The organism is Pseudomonas sp. fls2-241-TYG-175 (assembly GCF_030209155.1).
GTDB lineage: Bacteria > Pseudomonadota > Gammaproteobacteria > Pseudomonadales > Pseudomonadaceae > Aquipseudomonas > Aquipseudomonas viridiflava.
Map to the genome: position 1 here is coordinate 49688 of NZ_JARVSO010000027.1, position 15198 is coordinate 64885.

At 60.5% G+C, this 15198-nt stretch carries 17 protein-coding genes; 5 read left to right on the top strand and 12 right to left on the bottom strand.

Annotated elements, in window-relative coordinates:
• Nucleotides 1–54: 54 nt before the first annotated feature.
• On the top strand, nt 55–627 hold the full coding sequence (locus QRN20_RS19395) for a DUF1349 domain-containing protein (RefSeq protein ID WP_285361004.1): 573 nt from the start codon (nt 55–57) through the stop codon (nt 625–627).
• Between the two features lie 27 nt (nt 628–654).
• Here the strand turns inward: QRN20_RS19395 and QRN20_RS19400 are convergent, their stop codons facing one another.
• The 3 genes from QRN20_RS19400 to QRN20_RS19410 all read right to left on the bottom strand — a co-directional run bounded on the left by QRN20_RS19400 (nt 655) and on the right by QRN20_RS19410 (nt 2594).
• Nucleotides 655–969 (bottom strand): hypothetical protein, encoded by a 315-nt coding sequence (locus tag QRN20_RS19400; protein ID WP_285361005.1) that lies wholly within the window; start codon nt 967–969, stop codon nt 655–657.
• A gap of 13 nt (nt 970–982) precedes the next feature.
• On the bottom strand, nt 983–1222 hold the full coding sequence (locus tag QRN20_RS19405; protein ID WP_122425509.1) for a hypothetical protein: 240 nt from the start codon (nt 1220–1222) through the stop codon (nt 983–985).
• 112 nt (nt 1223–1334) lie between these two features.
• Nucleotides 1335–2594: a mechanosensitive ion channel family protein gene (locus QRN20_RS19410; protein WP_029242470.1), complete on the bottom strand. Its 1260-nt coding sequence runs from the start codon at nt 2592–2594 to the stop codon at nt 1335–1337.
• A gap of 163 nt (nt 2595–2757) precedes the next feature.
• Here QRN20_RS19410 and QRN20_RS19415 point away from each other — a divergent pair, with 163 nt between their 5' ends.
• Nucleotides 2758–3873, top strand: a complete 1116-nt coding sequence (locus QRN20_RS19415; RefSeq protein ID WP_406655580.1) for an XAC2610-related protein — start codon at nt 2758–2760, stop codon at nt 3871–3873.
• Between the two features lie 4 nt (nt 3874–3877).
• Here QRN20_RS19415 and QRN20_RS19420 read toward each other — a convergent pair whose 3' ends face one another.
• Entirely contained in the window at nt 3878–4771 is an 894-nt protein-coding gene (locus tag QRN20_RS19420) for a LysR family transcriptional regulator (RefSeq protein ID WP_029242472.1), read from the bottom strand.
• Between the two features lie 137 nt (nt 4772–4908).
• Here QRN20_RS19420 and QRN20_RS19425 point away from each other — a divergent pair, with 137 nt between their 5' ends.
• On the top strand, nt 4909–6108 hold the full coding sequence (locus tag QRN20_RS19425; RefSeq protein WP_285361006.1) for an MFS transporter: 1200 nt from the start codon (nt 4909–4911) through the stop codon (nt 6106–6108).
• A 45-nt stretch (nt 6109–6153) separates the two neighbouring features.
• Entirely contained in the window at nt 6154–7182 is a 1029-nt protein-coding gene (locus QRN20_RS19430) for an alpha/beta hydrolase (RefSeq protein WP_029242474.1), read from the top strand.
• A gap of 50 nt (nt 7183–7232) precedes the next feature.
• Here the strand turns inward: QRN20_RS19430 and QRN20_RS19435 are convergent, their stop codons facing one another.
• Entirely contained in the window at nt 7233–7586 is a 354-nt protein-coding gene (locus tag QRN20_RS19435; RefSeq protein ID WP_029242475.1) for a cyclophilin-like fold protein, read from the bottom strand.
• Nucleotides 7587–7980: 394 nt separating this feature from the next.
• Between QRN20_RS19435 and QRN20_RS19440 the strand changes: the two genes are divergently transcribed.
• On the top strand, nt 7981–8859 hold the full coding sequence (locus QRN20_RS19440) for a carboxylate/amino acid/amine transporter (RefSeq protein ID WP_029242476.1): 879 nt from the start codon (nt 7981–7983) through the stop codon (nt 8857–8859).
• Nucleotides 8860–8865: 6 nt separating this feature from the next.
• Here QRN20_RS19440 and QRN20_RS19445 read toward each other — a convergent pair whose 3' ends face one another.
• From QRN20_RS19445 to QRN20_RS19475, 7 genes are read right to left on the bottom strand one after another with little or no spacing between them, the layout of a single operon-like run.
• Nucleotides 8866–10233, bottom strand: coding sequence for an ATP-binding protein (locus QRN20_RS19445; RefSeq protein WP_285361007.1), 1368 nt, complete (start codon nt 10231–10233; stop codon nt 8866–8868).
• The gene (locus QRN20_RS19450; protein ID WP_004887550.1) at nt 10230–10892 is read right to left on the bottom strand and encodes a response regulator; all 663 of its coding nucleotides are present in this window, start codon (nt 10890–10892) and stop codon (nt 10230–10232) included. The genes QRN20_RS19445 and QRN20_RS19450 overlap by 4 nt, the downstream gene beginning before the upstream one ends.
• Nucleotides 10893–10902: 10 nt before the next feature.
• Complete coding sequence (locus QRN20_RS19455) at nt 10903–11550, bottom strand: tetratricopeptide repeat protein (RefSeq protein WP_004887552.1); 648 nt, start codon at nt 11548–11550, stop codon at nt 10903–10905.
• The gene (locus QRN20_RS19460; protein WP_285361008.1) at nt 11547–12356 is read right to left on the bottom strand and encodes an SDR family oxidoreductase; all 810 of its coding nucleotides are present in this window, start codon (nt 12354–12356) and stop codon (nt 11547–11549) included. The genes QRN20_RS19455 and QRN20_RS19460 overlap by 4 nt, the downstream gene beginning before the upstream one ends.
• Nucleotides 12343–13032 (bottom strand): iron-containing redox enzyme family protein, encoded by a 690-nt coding sequence (locus tag QRN20_RS19465; protein ID WP_122522221.1) that lies wholly within the window; start codon nt 13030–13032, stop codon nt 12343–12345. The genes QRN20_RS19460 and QRN20_RS19465 overlap by 14 nt, the downstream gene beginning before the upstream one ends.
• Nucleotides 13029–14522, bottom strand: a complete 1494-nt coding sequence (locus QRN20_RS19470) for an AMP-binding protein (RefSeq protein ID WP_029242481.1) — start codon at nt 14520–14522, stop codon at nt 13029–13031. The genes QRN20_RS19465 and QRN20_RS19470 overlap by 4 nt, the downstream gene beginning before the upstream one ends.
• On the bottom strand, nt 14512–15189 hold the full coding sequence (locus QRN20_RS19475; RefSeq protein WP_029242482.1) for a thermostable hemolysin: 678 nt from the start codon (nt 15187–15189) through the stop codon (nt 14512–14514). Before QRN20_RS19475 ends, QRN20_RS19470 begins: the two co-directional genes overlap by 11 nt.
• Nucleotides 15190–15198 lie beyond the last annotated feature (9 nt).

The following is a 15198-nucleotide window of genomic DNA, read 5'->3' on the forward strand; positions in this document are numbered from 1 at the left end:
AAGGCTGCTGTTGAACTGTCACATTCCTCATCTCACATCAGAAAGGAGCCAGTCATGTTCGAGAAGGGGCATTGGTATAACGAGCCGGCACAGTGGCAGGTACGTGATGAAAGACTGAGCGTAACCACTGATCCTGCCACCGACTTCTGGCGGGAAACCCACTACGGCTTTTGTCGCGACAGCGGCCATTTCCTTGGCGTACCCGTCATCGGCGCGTTCACCGCTCAAGTCCACGTGCAGGGCAACTTCAAGACGCTATACGACCAGGCCGGGCTGATGGTCCGAATCGACGAGCGCAACTGGATGAAAACCGGCGTCGAAGTCAGCGACGGCGCGCTCATGCTGGGCAGCGTACTGACCCGTGGCCAGTCGGACTGGGCGACCGGTTCATTCGAAGAATCGACATCCGGCCTGTGGCTGCGTGTGACAGTGGCCGAAGGCGTGATGCGGATCCAGCACTCCGTGGATGGCGTGCGCTGGCCATTGCTGCGACTGGCACCGTTTCCAGTGGGCGAGTGTTTGGTAGGCCCAATGTGCTGCAGCCCGGAACGGGGCGGGCTGGAGGTGGTGTTTTCCGGGTTTGAGGTGAGGCCTGCGCTGGGGAAGGGGTTGCATGATTTGACGTAAGAGAGCGTTAACCCAGCGGCCTGAAGCTCAGGATTTGATCGACCGATACCATTCTGCATAAGGCGTGTTATCTACTTTATGCCGGTTGTAGTCCGGTGCGCCATCTTGCCACCAGACCGGTCCGCGTTCCCCCAGCGCCACCTTGGCCGTATCAACATTTGCTCTGGCCTGCTTGAGCTGGGCAGAGTCTTGAGTGACCTTCGCTGATTTCACTGTCCGACGCGCATCCATCAGTTCGTTCACCAAGCGCTGACGTTCCTCTTCGGTAAGTGAGGGATTCGAGCAGCGCCACAGTTGTTCTTTGACGACAAAGTAGCGTCCGTCAGGGGTGGTCGGGTTCATGCGCCAGCTCCGTTCATTGAGCAGGTTGTCGGCTGACACGGATATGCGTCAGCCCCAGCAGCTCGGCCTTGGCCAGAACCTCATCCGGCGTCGCGTCGGCGTTGGGCATCATCAGGCTGTTTTCGGCGTCGCCGAAGTGCAGCTCAAGAAGGTGGAGCGCCGCTTCGTGGGCCTGGAGTTCAGGCTGGTCGAGTTCCAGCGAGTGGGTGCGGGGTTCGTCTTTGAATTGGTAGTCGAGAAGGTAAGCAGGCATGACAGAGGCCTCGGCACGGGAGAGGGGAGACAGATAATCCTGACTTGTCGGTGGGGTTGTAGTTCAGTACGTTGCCATCCTGCCACTCGTTTGCCCAACTGCCTGCGACCGCCTACTCACCACCCCCGCCCAACGCCACCCGCATATCCGCACCACTCGGCTGCTGATAAAGCCCCAAGCCAAACTCCGGCATCACCGCGATCAAATAATCAAAAATATCCCCCTGAATCCGCTCGTAATCCACCCACACCGTCGTGCGTGTGAAGCAGTAGATCTCCAGTGGAATACCCTGTGATGTGGCTTCCAGTTGCCGGACCATGCAGGTCATGCCGGGGTTTATCTCGGCGTGGCTTTTCAGATAGGCGAGGGCGTAGGCGCGGAAGGTGCCGATGTTGGTCATGCGGCGGCGGTTGGATGAGAGTTCGGCAACATTGCCCTGGGCCTGGTTCCAGGCGCGCAGCTCGGCCTGTTTACGGCCGATGTAGTCGGTCAGCAGGTGCACCTGCATCAGCCGTTGTTCTTCATCGTCGCGCACAAAGCGCACGGCACTGGCGTCGATGAACAGGCTGCGTTTGATGCGTCGGCCACCTGACTGCTGCATGCCGCGCCAGTTGCGGAACGACTCGGACATCAAGCGCCAGGTCGGGATGGAGACGATGGTCTTGTCGAAGTTCTGCACCTTGACCGTGTGCAGGGTGATGTCGACCACGTCGCCATCGGCACCGACCTGCGGCATCTCGATCCAGTCGCCGACGCGCAGCATGTCGTTGCTGGTCAGTTGCACGCTGGCCACGAAGGACAGCAGAGTGTCCTTGTAGACCAACAGAATGACCGCCGACATGGCGCCCAGGCCGGACAGCAGCAACAACGGTGAACGGTCAATCAGGGTGGCGACAATGATGATGGCGGCGAAGATGTAGAGGATCATTTTCGCCAGTTGCACGTAGCCCTTGATGGAGCGGGTGCGGGCGTGTTCGGTGCGGGCGTAGATGTCCAGCAGGGCATTGAGCAGTGTGCCGATGGTCAGGGTCATGAACAGGATGGTGAAGGCCAGGGCGATGTTGGCGATCACGCCTTTGCCGGTTGCGCTCAGGCCGGGGACAAGGTTCAGGCCGAACTGGATGACCACCGACGGCACGATCTGCGCCAGTCGATGGAAAACCTTGTTGTGGCGGAAGTCGTTGAGCCAGTGCAGGGCAGGCTGTCGGCCCAGCATCTTCATCGCATAGAGAATCAGAAAGCGCGCCACGCGGCCGAGTACCAGCGCGGTGGTCAGCAGCAGGAACAGCGCCAGACCGGTACGCACCCAAGGATGGTGATCGAGCATGCCCCAGAGTTCCTGGGTTCTGAGCCAGAGCGATTCAATGTCCATACACTTTCAGATACCGTGAACGAAGAGGGGCCGCGATTAAAGCATTAACGGAGGTCGGGCGGGCAGGGGTCGGCAAATGAAGAAACATCACCCCCGCGATATGACGCTAACCATCAAAAAAATCTCAAGTAGACTCGCGGCATTATCAAACAGGATGCACCTCATGCTGATATCGAAACCTCAACTCGCCGGTTCATCGCGTGCGCTGTGGGCGTTGGCGATGTTGTCCGGGCTGATGCTGTCGACACTGGCCAGCGCTGCCGAGACGCAGAAGACTTATGGCGAGATGGACGCGGCGGCGTTCGACAAGGCTGCCCGCAAGACCTACGCCTTGCAGGACTTTTCCGACCAGTACCGCGCCACGGTGGAAGTTGCAGCGACGGACGAGACCTTTCGGCCCGGTGTGATCAACGTCTACGGCAAGGACAGCGACAAGCCGCTGATCCGCGTGCAGTCCGATGAGCTGGTGCTGGACACCGATGCGAAGACCGGTAAGGTCAAAGCCAACGTGCAAGAGCTCCCGTATGGCGAGCAGAGCGTGCTGATCTACAAGGATTTCAACTTCGACGGCATCAAGGACCTGGCCTTGATGGACGGCCAGAACAGCTGCTATCACGGGCCGTCGTTTCAGGTGTTCCTCGGCACAGCGAATGGTTTCAAGCACAGTGATTCATTCACCCAGCTTGCGCAAAGCAACTGCGGAATGTTCGGCGTAGACGAGAAAAAACGCGAAATCAGCACCATGACCAAGAGCGGCTGCTGCTGGCACCAGATGGCGACGTACAGCATTCGTAACGGAGAGCCGTTTCTGGAGACCGAGACGGTCATCGATCATACGGGCGGCTCGGGTCTGCCGACGGAGACGGTCGGCGTGAACAAGAATGGCAAGATGGTACGCACCACCAGCCTTGTATGGGATGAGGATGATCAGCGTGAGATTCTGCTGTCGTTCAAGCTGGCACCGTCCGGCAAGCGCGTCGTCCTGTTCCGCTCAGGGGCTGGCGGGTCGGTTTTCTACGCTGCAGTAGATGCGAAGAATCAGGTCGGGCTGCTTTATCCACAGGCGGACACCGAACGCTTTGAATACGACGCGGCAACTCATGCCCTGAGCTTTGTGCGCGGCGACACCACTTACCGCATTCTGGGCGACGCGAAAGGTGCGCCCAAGAGCATGCAGGTGGTGGCGCGTGGCAAGACTACTGAGCTGAAGCTGCTTGCCGAGCCCGCGAAGGGATCACTCGACAAGGTCGCTGAAGCCATCAAGGCCAGCGCCGGTTAACGCGTCAACCCCGATACCTGATCGCCTCCACAAACGCCGTGAATGCGGGGGATGCCTGGCGGCGATTGGGGTAATACAGGTGAAAACCTTCGAAGTACGGACTCCAGTCGGTGAGCACTTCCTTGAGGCGTCCGCTGGCCAGATGCGGCTTGGCGAGAAAGTCCGGCACATAGGCCAGGCCGACGCCGTCGAGCACCGCGTTCATCACGTGGATCATGCTGTTGGAGGTGAACTGGCCGTTGACCCGCGTGTTCAGCTTGCGACCGTCCTTTTCGAATTCCCACGCATAACAGTTGCCATTCGGTGAGTGGCGGATGTTGATGCAGGTGTGTTGCGTCAGGTCCTGAGGCAGCAGCGGCGCAGTATGCTTTTCGAAGTACTCGGGTGTGCCGACAACGGACAGACGCCAGTCCGGGCCGAGGCGCACGGCGATCATGTCCTTGCTGATCGATTCGCCCAGACGTATTCCCGCATCGAAACGCTCGCTGACGATGTTGGTGAAGCCGTAATCGATGCAGACCTCGACCTGAATGTCGGGGTATTGCGCCAGAAAACCCGCCAGCATCGGGCGGATGATGTTTTCGGCGGCGTCATCGGAGCAGGTCACGCGGATCGTGCCGGCCGGTTTGTCGCGCATCTCGCCCAGTACTGCCACTTCCGTTGCGATCTGATCCAGCAGCGGCCCGATGGTGTTCATCAGTTTTTCGCCCGCTTCGGTCGGCGCCACGTTACGCGTGGTGCGAGCCAGCAGGCGCACGCCCATTTTTTCTTCAAGCCCACGAATGGTATGGCTCAAGGCTGACGCCGTGACACCAAGCTTTACGGCGGCCTTGGTAAAACTCTGATCCCGCGCGACGGCGAGGAAGGCTTGCAGGTCATTCAGTCTGGGTGTGCTCATTGCTGAGTTTCTCTCACAATCGCATGGAAATTGCGGCGCCTAATCATCCTAATACCTTTGCCCTAACCTGTGCTTCACATTTTTACAGTCGTCAGGCTCAGCGTCGTGACGGCATCGTTCAAGCAGGTCAGGGGTACATGAAAACATTTGAATCAACCATAGAGCACAACGCGGCTGCGGCCCATCCGCCCGCGTGGGGCGCGGTCTTTTCGATGGCGCTGTGCGTGGTCGTGCTGATTGCCTCGGAGTTCATGCCGGTCAGCCTGCTGACACCCATCGCGCGGGACCTTGGCATCAGCCAGGGGCAGGCGGGCCAGGCGATTTCCATTTCCGGTTTCTTCGCGGTACTCACCAGTTTGCTCAATACGCCGCTGACCGGGCGCTTTGATCGCAAAAAGGTGTTGCTGAGTTTCAGTTTCCTGCTGCTGTTATCGGGCATGACGGTGACGTTCGCGCCCAACGGTGTGGTGTTCATGACCGGTCGTGCCTTGCTGGGTGTCTCCATCGGTGGCTTCTGGTCGATGTCGACGGCCACAGTCATGCGTCTGGTGCCGAAGGATTCGGTCGCCAAGGGGCTGGCGCTGATCAATGGCGGTAATGCGTTGGCCGCAACCGTCGCCGCGCCGCTGGGCAGTTTTCTGGGTCAGTACATCGGTTGGCGTGGCGCGTTCTTCCTGGTGATCCCGCTCGCAGTGCTGGCCTTCGCCTGGCAATGGTTGAGCCTCCCGGCGATGAGCAGCCCGCAGAACACCCGGGCGACCAATCCTTTCAAGTTGCTGCGCAATTCGCAGGTGGCCATCGGCATGCTCGCGATCATGTTGCTGTTCATGGGCCAGTTCGCGGTCTTCACCTACTTGCGGCCGTTTCTCGAAAGCATCACCGGCGTGAGTGTGACCACGTTGTCGCTGATGTTGCTGCTGCTGGGCCTCTGCGGTCTGGCAGGGACCTGGATGATCGGAGGACTGCTGCAAAAACGCATCTATGCCTACCTGATCGCAATCCCGCTGGCGATGGCCGTGCTGGCTGCTGTGTTGATTGCGCTGGGGCATTCGCCTGTGGCCGTTGCCGTCGTGCTCGGTGTATGGGGGCTGGTGGCCACGCCTGCGCCGGTGGCCTGGGGCCTGTGGCTCAGCCGCACGCTGCCCGACGACGCTGAAGCCGGTGGCGGGCTGATGGTCGCGACCATTCAGATGGCGATCACCGTGGGTGCCGGCTTGGGCGGTGAGTTGTTCGACCACCTGGGTTGGTGGAGCCCCTTTGTGTTTGGCGCCGTGGTGTTGCTCGGTTCGGCAGTCTTTGCCCATGCCGCGATGCGCCACGCTCGATTCAGTGAATGAAGCAATAAAAAACTTTTGTTGATCACTCGATTCAGGAAGACCGCGATGAAGAGATTTCTATTAATGCTTGGGCTTTTAGTGGGCTCATATTCGGCAGTGGGAGCAGACATGTCCAACGGTGCAGACAACTTCTACAAGAGCGATAAGCTCATTCAGCAGAGGGTCACGTTCAACAACCAGTACAAAATGAGAGTGGCCGGAAATCTGTTCATTCCCAAAGGCTGGGACCCCGACAACAAGGCCCCGGCGATTATCGTCGGTCATCCGATGGGCGCGGTGAAAGAGCAGAGTTCCAATCTGTATGCACAGAAGCTGGCCGAACAGGGTTTTGTGACGCTGTCTCTGGACTTGTCCTTCTGGGGCGAAAGTGAAGGCCGGCCACGCAATGCCGTATCACCGGACATCTACGCCGAAGACTTCAGCGCGGCAGTGGATTTCCTCGGCACCCAGACCTTCGTCGACAAGAACCGTATCGGCGTCCTGGGCATCTGTGGCAGCGGCAGTTTTGTGATCAGCGCGGCGAAGATCGACCCGCGCATGAAAGCCATTGCCACTGTCAGCATGTATGACATGGGCGCTGCCAACCGTAACGGGCTCAAGCACTCGCAGACGCTGGAGCAGAGAAAGAAAATCATTGCCGAAGCGGCGGCTCAGCGCGACGTGGAATTTGCAGGCGGCGAGACCAGGTACACAAGCGGTACGGTGCACGAGATCACTGAAAAATCGCACCCGATCGAGCGTGAGTTCTACGACTTCTACCGCACGCCGCGTGGCGAGTTCACGCCTGAAGGCCAGTCGCCCAAGCTGACCACACACCCGACGCTGACCAGCAACGTCAAGTTCATGAACTTCTACCCGTTCAATGACATTGCCTCGATCTCGCCGCGTCCGATGCTGTTCATCGCAGGCTCAGAGGCGCACTCGCTCGAGTTCAGCGAAGAGGCGTACAAGCTGGCCGGTGAACCCAAGCAACTGGTGATTGTGCCGGGTGCCGGTCACGTGGATCTGTACGATCGGGTCAAGCTGATCCCGTTCGACAAGCTGACCGAGTTTTTCAAGAAGAATCTGAAGTAACAGGCTCGATGCACAGAAAAAGCCCTGCCGAGAAGCAGGGCTTTTTGCGTTCAGTCCTTGATCAGTTCGAACCTGACGTTCAACGGCCCCGGCTGGCGGATCAGGTCCAGATCCGATTCGAGCGTGCCAAGCTTGATCAGCCCTGGCGAATACTTGAAGCCCTTGTGGAAGATCGCGATGTTGCCCCAGGGCGCGTAATAGGCGAAGTCCTTTGCGGCAGGCGTGTAGCCGGACGGTGCGCCTTCGGTGGTCAGCTTGCGTGACAGCGTGCTGATCTTCTCGGTCGAGGCGTAATCCTCCAACGCCAGGTCGAGGGGCAAGAGGGCAACGAAGTCTCTTGACGTCTGATTGTCTTCAAGCTGGAACGTCAGGGTCTTGCCATTGGCGAGCATTGCAATGCGCATGGGGTGTTCTCGGGTGGTGTTTTGGCTTGTCTGGGCATGGGCCGGATGCGGCATCAGCGCAGGTAGCGCGCTGATACACAGCAGAGCAGACAGCAGTTTCTCAGAGCAGCGAGTACGCAGTATTTTTCGGGGCATGGGGTGCAGGCCTGTAACGACTGAAGCGTGAATAACGGGTGGCGCCAAGCATAGGTCACTCGTCGTCGTTCATTACCCGGCTGGCCTTGCATGTGGATATGAGCGTTGCTCAGTAATCGGCCTACGCCCGGCCCTCATCGTCATATAAAAGTCTTACTGCAACTAACGGACTGTGGTAGCGCCTCGACCTGCCGTTCTCCGCTGTGGACAGCCCCGTCCGCAACCGGCTATGGTCGCGCCCTTCAAAAAAGGGGCGAGCATGGGCTATCTACTTTTCGTGACGCTGATCCAGGCGTTTTCCTTCAGCCTGATCGGTGTCTATCTGGCAGGCCATGTCGACAGTTATTTCGCGGTGCTGATCCGCGTCGTGCTGGCGGGGCTGGTATTCATTCCGCTGACCCGCTGGCGTCAGGTCGAACCGGCGTTCATGCGTGGCATGCTGCTCATCGGTGCGCTGCAGTTCGGCATCACGTACGTCTGCCTGTACCTGAGCTTCAAGGTGCTGACGGTGCCGGAAGTGTTGCTGTTCACCATCCTCACGCCCCTGCACGTGACGCTGATCGAAGACGCCTTGAACCGGCGCTTCAATCCATGGGCCTTGCTGGCCGCGCTGGTTGCCGTGCTGGGGGCTGGCGTCATCCGCTACGACGGTCTGGACGGCAACTTCCTCGGCGGCTTCCTGCTGCTGCAACTGGCCAACTTCACCTACGCCGCCGGGCAGGTGCTGTACCGGCGTTTAGTAGTGCGCTACCCCAGCGACCTGCCGCACTATCGCCGCTTCGGCTATTTCTATCTCGGCGCGCTGGCCGTGGTGCTGCCTGCATTCCTGGCGTTCGGCAACCCGCAACGTTTGCCTGAAGACCCGACCCAATGGAGCGTGCTGCTGTTCCTTGGACTGTGTTCGACTGCGCTGGGCATGTACTGGTGGAACAAGGGCGCCTGCATGGTTTCCGGTGCGACGCTGGCGGTGTTCAACGTCTTGCACGTGCCGGTCGGTCTGCTGATCAACCTGCTGATCTGGAACCAGCACGAGCCGTTGAGCCGGTTGTTGATTGGCGGTGTGCTGATTCTGGTGTCACTGTGGATCAGTCGGTTGGGTTCGCAGCGGGAATCACCGGTCGTTTCCAGGGGTCAATGAGGCGTCTCAACCCAACGGCGCTTTCAGACTGGCTCTGAGCCCGCCAACCGTCCGGTTCTGCAGGTTGACGCCGCCATCCAGCAACAGCGCAACCTTCTGCACGATAGCCAGCCCAAGCCCCACGCCCTGATCGCTGCCACGGCTGTAGAAGGGTTCGAACAAGCGCTCACGTTCCTGCTCATCAATGCCGGGACCCTGATCGTCGACCGTCAATTCAAAGTGATGGGCTGTAAACGACAGGCCCACCGTAATCTGCCCGCCTGCGGGCGAGAAGTTGACGGCATTGGTGATGAGGTTGTGCAGTGCGATGTCGAGGGCGGAGAAATCCACGTTCACCTCGCGCGCGGCTTCGCTGCAGTCGAAAGACAATTCCAGACCCTTGTTCAGCACCCACGGGGTCAACTGAACCAGGCTGTCGCGCACCGCACTCACCAGTTCAACGGGAGATCTGCCTGCCCTTGAAGACTCAGGCTCCAGCCGCGCGATGGTCAGCAACTGATTGACCAGCCGCGTGGTGCGATCAACGCCGATGATCAGATAGCCCAGCGATTCTTTGCGCTGTTCTTCGTTGTGCGCTTCCAGCACATTCTGCGCATGCACCCTGAGCACCGCGAGCGGCGTACGCATCTCGTGAGCAGCGTCGGCGATGAAGCGGCGCTCGCGTTTGAGCAGCTCCTGAATTTGCCCCAGCATCCGGTTCAACGCCGCTTGCATGGGTTCCAGTTCACTCGGCAACGGTGCCAGATCAAGGGGTTGCAGCGACCCGGCATGACGACCCCTGAGCGTACGGGCAAAGTTCGCCAATGGCCGAAGGCCCCAGCCGATGGCCAGCCAGATGGCAAGCACCAGCAGCAGGCTGCCGATCAGGTTGGGCAGCACGGTGTGACGAACGATCCGGTTGACCAGGTCCGAGCGCACGTCGTCACGCTCACCCACCCAGATGCGCAGACCGTTATGGGCATCATTGAGCACGAAGGCTCGCCAGTGGTGTTGGTTCAGGTCGGGAAAGTCGCTGAAACCGGCCCTGTCCGGCGGGTGGGTAAAGGTCGGAGCGCTGGCGGTGCGCACCAGTGAGCGGCCGTCCTTGTCCCAGACCTGAAAGGCGATCTTGCTTTCGTAAGGATGGCCGTCGATGCGCGGTTCGGCCTGGGCCAGCGCCAGATTGAAGGCTTCGTAGAGTTGGGCGTGTTCCTTGCGCTCCAGCGGCATGCGCATGATGCCTTCCAGCAATCGCGCGTTCTGCGCCAGTTGCGCGTCGTAGATCTCGGCGATTTCGTGATTGCTGTCATGCACGTTGAACAACGTCAGGACCAGCAGACCTGCCAGCAGCAGGCCGATGATGAGCGTCAGGGTACGGCGGCGGATCGACTTCAAGAACGTTCCTCCACCAGATAACCGACGCCACGGATTGTGCGGATCAGGTCGCTGGAGAACTTCTTGCGCAAGTGATGGATATGCACTTCAAGAGTGTTGCTCTCGGCCCCTTCGTTCCAGCCGTAAAGCAACTGCATCAATCGCTCGCGGGTCATGACCCGGCCCGGTGGCGAGAGCAGTTCGTACAGCAACTGGTATTCCTTGGGCGTGAGGGCCACCGGTTCGTGGTGATAGCTGACCTGCTGGGTACCGGGGTCCAGACTGATGCCTGCATGCTCGATCAGCACCTTGGCGCGTCCGGCACTGCGACGCAGCAGGGCGCGTAGACGGGCCTTGAGTTCCGAGACGTCGAAAGGCTTGACCAGGTAATCGTCAGCGCCGGTGTCCAGCCCGGTGATGCGGTCTTCGGTGGAATCGCGTGCGGTCAGAATCATAACCGGCACCGCAGAGCCGCTGTGACGCAGCCGCCGCAACACCTCGAAACCGTCCAGCCTCGGCAGGCCGAGGTCGAGAATTGCGAGGTCAAATGTTTCACTGAGCAGTGCATGCAGCGCGCTGCTGCCGTCACGAATCCAGTCGACGGTATAGCCTTCACGGCTCAATGCCTGATGGATACCTTCGCCCAGGGCGGCGTCGTCTTCGATAAGCAGCAGGCGCATGGTCGCTCCGTCAGTCGAGCTTCTTGTTTACATCGACCAACAGGGTCTGGATGTCTTTTCTGCGTGAAGCGTCTGCCAGCTCACGTCCTGGGCGGGGTGGCGCTTTCAAGGCTTTGTTCAAGGCATCGCGGGCTTCGGCGTACTTGCCCTGACGGTACTGGTGATCGCCCCAGAAGTAGAGCGGGTCGATGCCGTCCGGGTTGATTTTCAGCGCCTTCTGCAACAATTCGCCGGCCTTGTCCGAATCACCGAAAGCCAGAGGCCAGCCCGGCACGCGATCGTAAAGCACAGCAAGGCTGGTGTAGGCCGAGCCCTGCAGGGCGGTAGGATCAATGCTCAGCGCCTTTTCCAGATCGGCCTTGGCCAGCTTGGCTTTTTCCAGTGCGCCCAGCCCCGGACCCTGGGCGCTGGCCCAACTGCTGTTGACGATCCCGGACCAGATCCAGGCCTCGGCTGCGGTCGGGCGGTCTTTGACGAAAGCGGTGGACTGGGTCGCCAGCTTTTCGAACGCCGCGACACGTTGATCCTTGGGCAGGTCGTACTGAATGCGCCTCCAGTCCTGCTGAATGGTATCCAGGCGTTTCTGGTCAGGTGCATCCAGTGCTGCCCACACGGGCAGGCTGATCAGGCCGACAAAGGCCAACACGATTCTTTTCATAAGGTCTGTTTCTCTTCCGGGTGAGTACTGCTCAGACGACGAATCAAGGGTAGGTGTTTACGCAGGCTGCGGTCGACCAACATGGGCAAAAGGCTGTTGAGGCGCACAAAAAAGCGCTCCGGCCAGCCCAGATACAGGTCTCGCCGGTCACCGGCAATGGCATGCACCACCGCTTGCGCCACGTACGCCGGATCATCGACACCGGATTTCAGCGCCTCGTTCAATGCCTGCGCCGCCGGGCTGTTCATCGTGGTGCGCGTGGCCCTTGGCGCAACGTACAGGACGCCGACATGTGTGTCTGCGAGCTCGCGGCGCAGCGCTTCAGAGAACCCGCGCAGGGCGAACTTGCTCGCGCAATAGGTCGCATAACCCGCGTGGCCGATGGAACCGTAGGTCGAGCCGACATTCACCACCATGGCCTGCCCGGCGCTCCTGAGCAGCGGCAACATCGCGCGGGTCAGCAGAATCGGTGCGTGCAGGTTGATCATCAGCATAGCGTTGATGTCGTCGGTCGAAAGCTGCTCCAGCATCGCAAAGTGATTGGCGCCTGCCGCATTGATCAGCAGGTTCACGCCTGCCGTTGCCTGCGCCCTTGCCACCACCTGTTTGCGGCCTTCTTCGCTGCACAGATCGGCTTCGACCCAGTGCAGGTTGTCGGGGTACGCGGCAAGCAGCGAGCGCAACGGCTGCCCGTTGCGCGACACCGCCAGCACCTGCGCGCCATGGCTGCACAGCGCCTCGGCAATCGCCAGGCCGATTCCGCCACTGGCACCGGTCAGCACGACGCGGGTATCAGACAGTCGCATAAGCGCTTTCCTTGTGTTCGTGTGCCAGCACGCCCGGCAACTCGCGGAACATGTCGGTGTAAAGGCGATAGACGATCTTCGAGGTGTGAATCACGGCCGCCTGATCCTGTGAATCGTCGAGGCGGTCCATCAGCGTGCGAAAGGTCTCCATGTGGCCGACGTCCAGACTGCCATGCGAGCTCAGGTAGCTGAACGCAGCGGCGGGCAGTTCCAGATGTTCGCGGATGCTGTCGGCGGCATGGGTGGCCAGCGCGATGCTGGTGCCTTCCAGTACGTTGACCATGCCGAACAGTCCGACCGGATTGCCGCGTGCGATCAGGTCGTAGAGGTAAGCGACCATCAGCTCGATGGGCGTGGCGGGCGATCCGTCACGCACGGCGTCCGCATTGCCACCGCAGGCGCGCAAGTCGTCGAGAATCCAGCGTTCGTGGCCGTATTCATCCTCGATGTACTCGCACACCGCTGCACGCAACCATTCGAGTCGGGAGGGCAGCCGGGCGCCGCAGGCCATCATCAGCGGCACGGTGTGGCGCACGTGGTAGTAGGCCTGGGACAGAAAGGCCCGGTAGCTCTCCAGGCTGACCTGGCCCTTCAATGCCTGGCGGATGATCGGCAGGTTGAACAGCGTTTCGCGCTCCTGCTGCGTGGCGTCCTGCAGGGTCTGGAAGAAACTCATGATGAAATACCTTCGGCTGGGTTCGACGAAATGAACAGGGAGCGGTAGTGATCGAGAATGGCGTCGCGGCGTGGTCGGCCATTGGCAGTAGCCAGCCCGTTGGCCGAGCTGAATGGTTGCGGCAGGCGGGTCCAGTCGCTCACTTGGGCGTAATCGGGCAAGCGTTGATTGGCCTGGGCGACGGCCTCGGCAAGTTGAAGGTCGGTCATCTCGGGGCGTTGCGGCCAGAGCAGTGCATGGTTGTGCGCCATGGCCTCGCCGTAGACGAATGCCTGGGCGATGTGCCCGCTCTGGGTGAGTTCGGCCTCGACCCATTCCGGGTTGACGTTGCGCCCGAAGCTGGTGACGAACTGGTGCTTCTTTCGGCCTTTCAGGTACAGATAGCCGTCGGCATCGAACTCGCCCAGATCGCCCGTCGGCCACCAGACGTCGGAGGGCGGCGTTTCACCCAGATAACCCAGCATTGGAACGTTGCCGATCAGCACCTCGCCATCTTCAGCCAGGCGAACATGAACATGAGGCAGCGGTTTGCCCACGCTGCCGACACGTTGCGCGCCGGGCCGGTTCAACGCCACTACCGACGCGCACTCCGACAGTCCGTAACCCTCGTAGACCGGAATGCCTGCCGCCTGGGCGCGAACCAGCAATTCCTGACTGACGCGTGCGCCGCCCACTGCCACGAAGCGCAGCATTGAGGCGTCGAACGCAGCCATTTCGCAGGCGGTGACCAGCAACAGCAGCAGTTGCGGGACCAGAATCATGCTGTCGGCGCGTTGCTGATTCAGGCAGGTCAGCAGACGCCGGGTGTCGACGCCGCTGGCGCCTTGGATGCCGAGAGTCTGCTGGCTCGGCAGACTGAGGCTGCCCCCTGCGTACAGCGCCGCATAGCAGCCAATGTTTTCCAGCAGAATCGCCAGCGGCAGCAGGGTCAGGTAGTTCTCCGGTCGAAGCGGGCGACTGGCTTCGTACAGCTCGCGGGCAACGGTCAGCACGCTGTCGGCACTCAGGCACACGCCTTTGGGCGTCCCTGTTGTGCCTGAGGTGAACGTGAGCTTGGCGGTGCCCGACGGCATGAGGGAGTGCGTGGTGAATGTGCGACGCCAGAACAGCGGACCGTTTTCCGCGCTGACTTCGTAGTGCGCAGCCTGAAGATGTGCGTGATACGCAGGCTCGGCGACGACCAGATCCGCCCGGCTTTGCTCCAGACAGTGCAATTGCTGGCTGACACTGAAGAACGGCGGCAGGGTTACGCAGCCCAAACCTTCGAACAGAATCGCCAGATCCCACAGCAATGCGTCGGGGCTGTTGTCCAGCATCAGCGCCACCACTCGGGTGCCTGCCTGTCGCAACTGTTGTCGACGCTGGTCGATCTCGACGATCAGTAACGCGTAACTCACCTCCACAGCGTCGCCTTTGAGCGCAATCCGGTGAGGCTGCTCGTGGGCAAAACTTTCCAGGCGCTGCCAAAACAGTTCACGTTCATGCGACATGGCAATGTTCCTCCAGCGCCAATGGCAAGCCAAATCGTTCGAACACCCCCGTGTTGCTCAAATGGCGGAAGCCTGCGCCGATGTCGCCGACGTGGACGCTGGGCTGGGTCTGGTAGTAGTTGCCCCACGCGTGCCGTTCTTCACCCAGCCGCAACGGATCGGCCGGGCCGAGTGTGACCGGGCACAGGCCCAGCCGGTTGAAGCTGTTGACCAGCGCGCTGTTGCCGGTGAACGTCACCCATTCCAGCCCGCACATGGCCAGCAACCAGGTAACGGTGATGATGCTCAACCGTGCACTGCCCAGGTTGCTGGCTGCCAGATTGCCGACTTCGACAATGGCCTGTCGCTCCACCGGACGGCCTGCGGCCCTGTGCACCTGATGCTCGATCGGCTCGTCCAGATACCGCTCCAGAAACAGTGTCCCGGTTGTCGCCAGTCTGGCACCTGCGACCGCACAGAGCGTTCCACTGCCATCGCTCAGCCCGAACAGCTCAGGCATGAACTGCTTGATGTTCGCGCCGTGGGCTTTCTGGAACCGGGCCTGAATGAAGGCTTCGAACCCGTTGCGCCGAGGGGCGTCGACCGGCGCGTGGCAAAGGGTCAGTGGTGCAGCGTCAGGACTGCCGAAGCTCAGTGGCAGGCAGATGTTCCAATCGATATCAGGCATTGATGAGGT

Excerpts from the sequence above, each read along its gene's own strand:
- QRN20_RS19395 (WP_285361004.1), top strand. The coding sequence starts at position 55 with ATGTTCGAGAAGGGGCATTGGTATAACGAGCCGGCACAGTGGCAGGTA.
- QRN20_RS19400 (WP_285361005.1), bottom strand. The coding sequence starts at position 969 with ATGAACCCGACCACCCCTGACGGACGCTACTTTGTCGTCAAAGAACAA.
- QRN20_RS19405 (WP_122425509.1), bottom strand. The coding sequence starts at position 1,222 with ATGCCTGCTTACCTTCTCGACTACCAATTCAAAGACGAACCCCGCACC.
- QRN20_RS19410 (WP_029242470.1), bottom strand. The coding sequence starts at position 2,594 with ATGGACATTGAATCGCTCTGGCTCAGAACCCAGGAACTCTGGGGCATG.
- QRN20_RS19415 (WP_406655580.1), top strand. The coding sequence starts at position 2,758 with ATGCTGATATCGAAACCTCAACTCGCCGGTTCATCGCGTGCGCTGTGG.
- QRN20_RS19420 (WP_029242472.1), bottom strand. The coding sequence starts at position 4,771 with ATGAGCACACCCAGACTGAATGACCTGCAAGCCTTCCTCGCCGTCGCG.
- QRN20_RS19425 (WP_285361006.1), top strand. The coding sequence starts at position 4,909 with ATGAAAACATTTGAATCAACCATAGAGCACAACGCGGCTGCGGCCCAT.
- QRN20_RS19430 (WP_029242474.1), top strand. The coding sequence starts at position 6,154 with ATGAAGAGATTTCTATTAATGCTTGGGCTTTTAGTGGGCTCATATTCG.
- QRN20_RS19435 (WP_029242475.1), bottom strand. The coding sequence starts at position 7,586 with ATGCGCATTGCAATGCTCGCCAATGGCAAGACCCTGACGTTCCAGCTT.
- QRN20_RS19440 (WP_029242476.1), top strand. The coding sequence starts at position 7,981 with ATGGGCTATCTACTTTTCGTGACGCTGATCCAGGCGTTTTCCTTCAGC.
- QRN20_RS19450 (WP_004887550.1), bottom strand. The coding sequence starts at position 10,892 with ATGCGCCTGCTGCTTATCGAAGACGACGCCGCCCTGGGCGAAGGTATC.
- QRN20_RS19455 (WP_004887552.1), bottom strand. The coding sequence starts at position 11,550 with ATGAAAAGAATCGTGTTGGCCTTTGTCGGCCTGATCAGCCTGCCCGTG.
- QRN20_RS19460 (WP_285361008.1), bottom strand. The coding sequence starts at position 12,356 with ATGCGACTGTCTGATACCCGCGTCGTGCTGACCGGTGCCAGTGGCGGA.
- QRN20_RS19465 (WP_122522221.1), bottom strand. The coding sequence starts at position 13,032 with ATGAGTTTCTTCCAGACCCTGCAGGACGCCACGCAGCAGGAGCGCGAA.
- QRN20_RS19470 (WP_029242481.1), bottom strand. The coding sequence starts at position 14,522 with ATGTCGCATGAACGTGAACTGTTTTGGCAGCGCCTGGAAAGTTTTGCC.
- QRN20_RS19475 (WP_029242482.1), bottom strand. The coding sequence starts at position 15,189 with ATGCCTGATATCGATTGGAACATCTGCCTGCCACTGAGCTTCGGCAGT.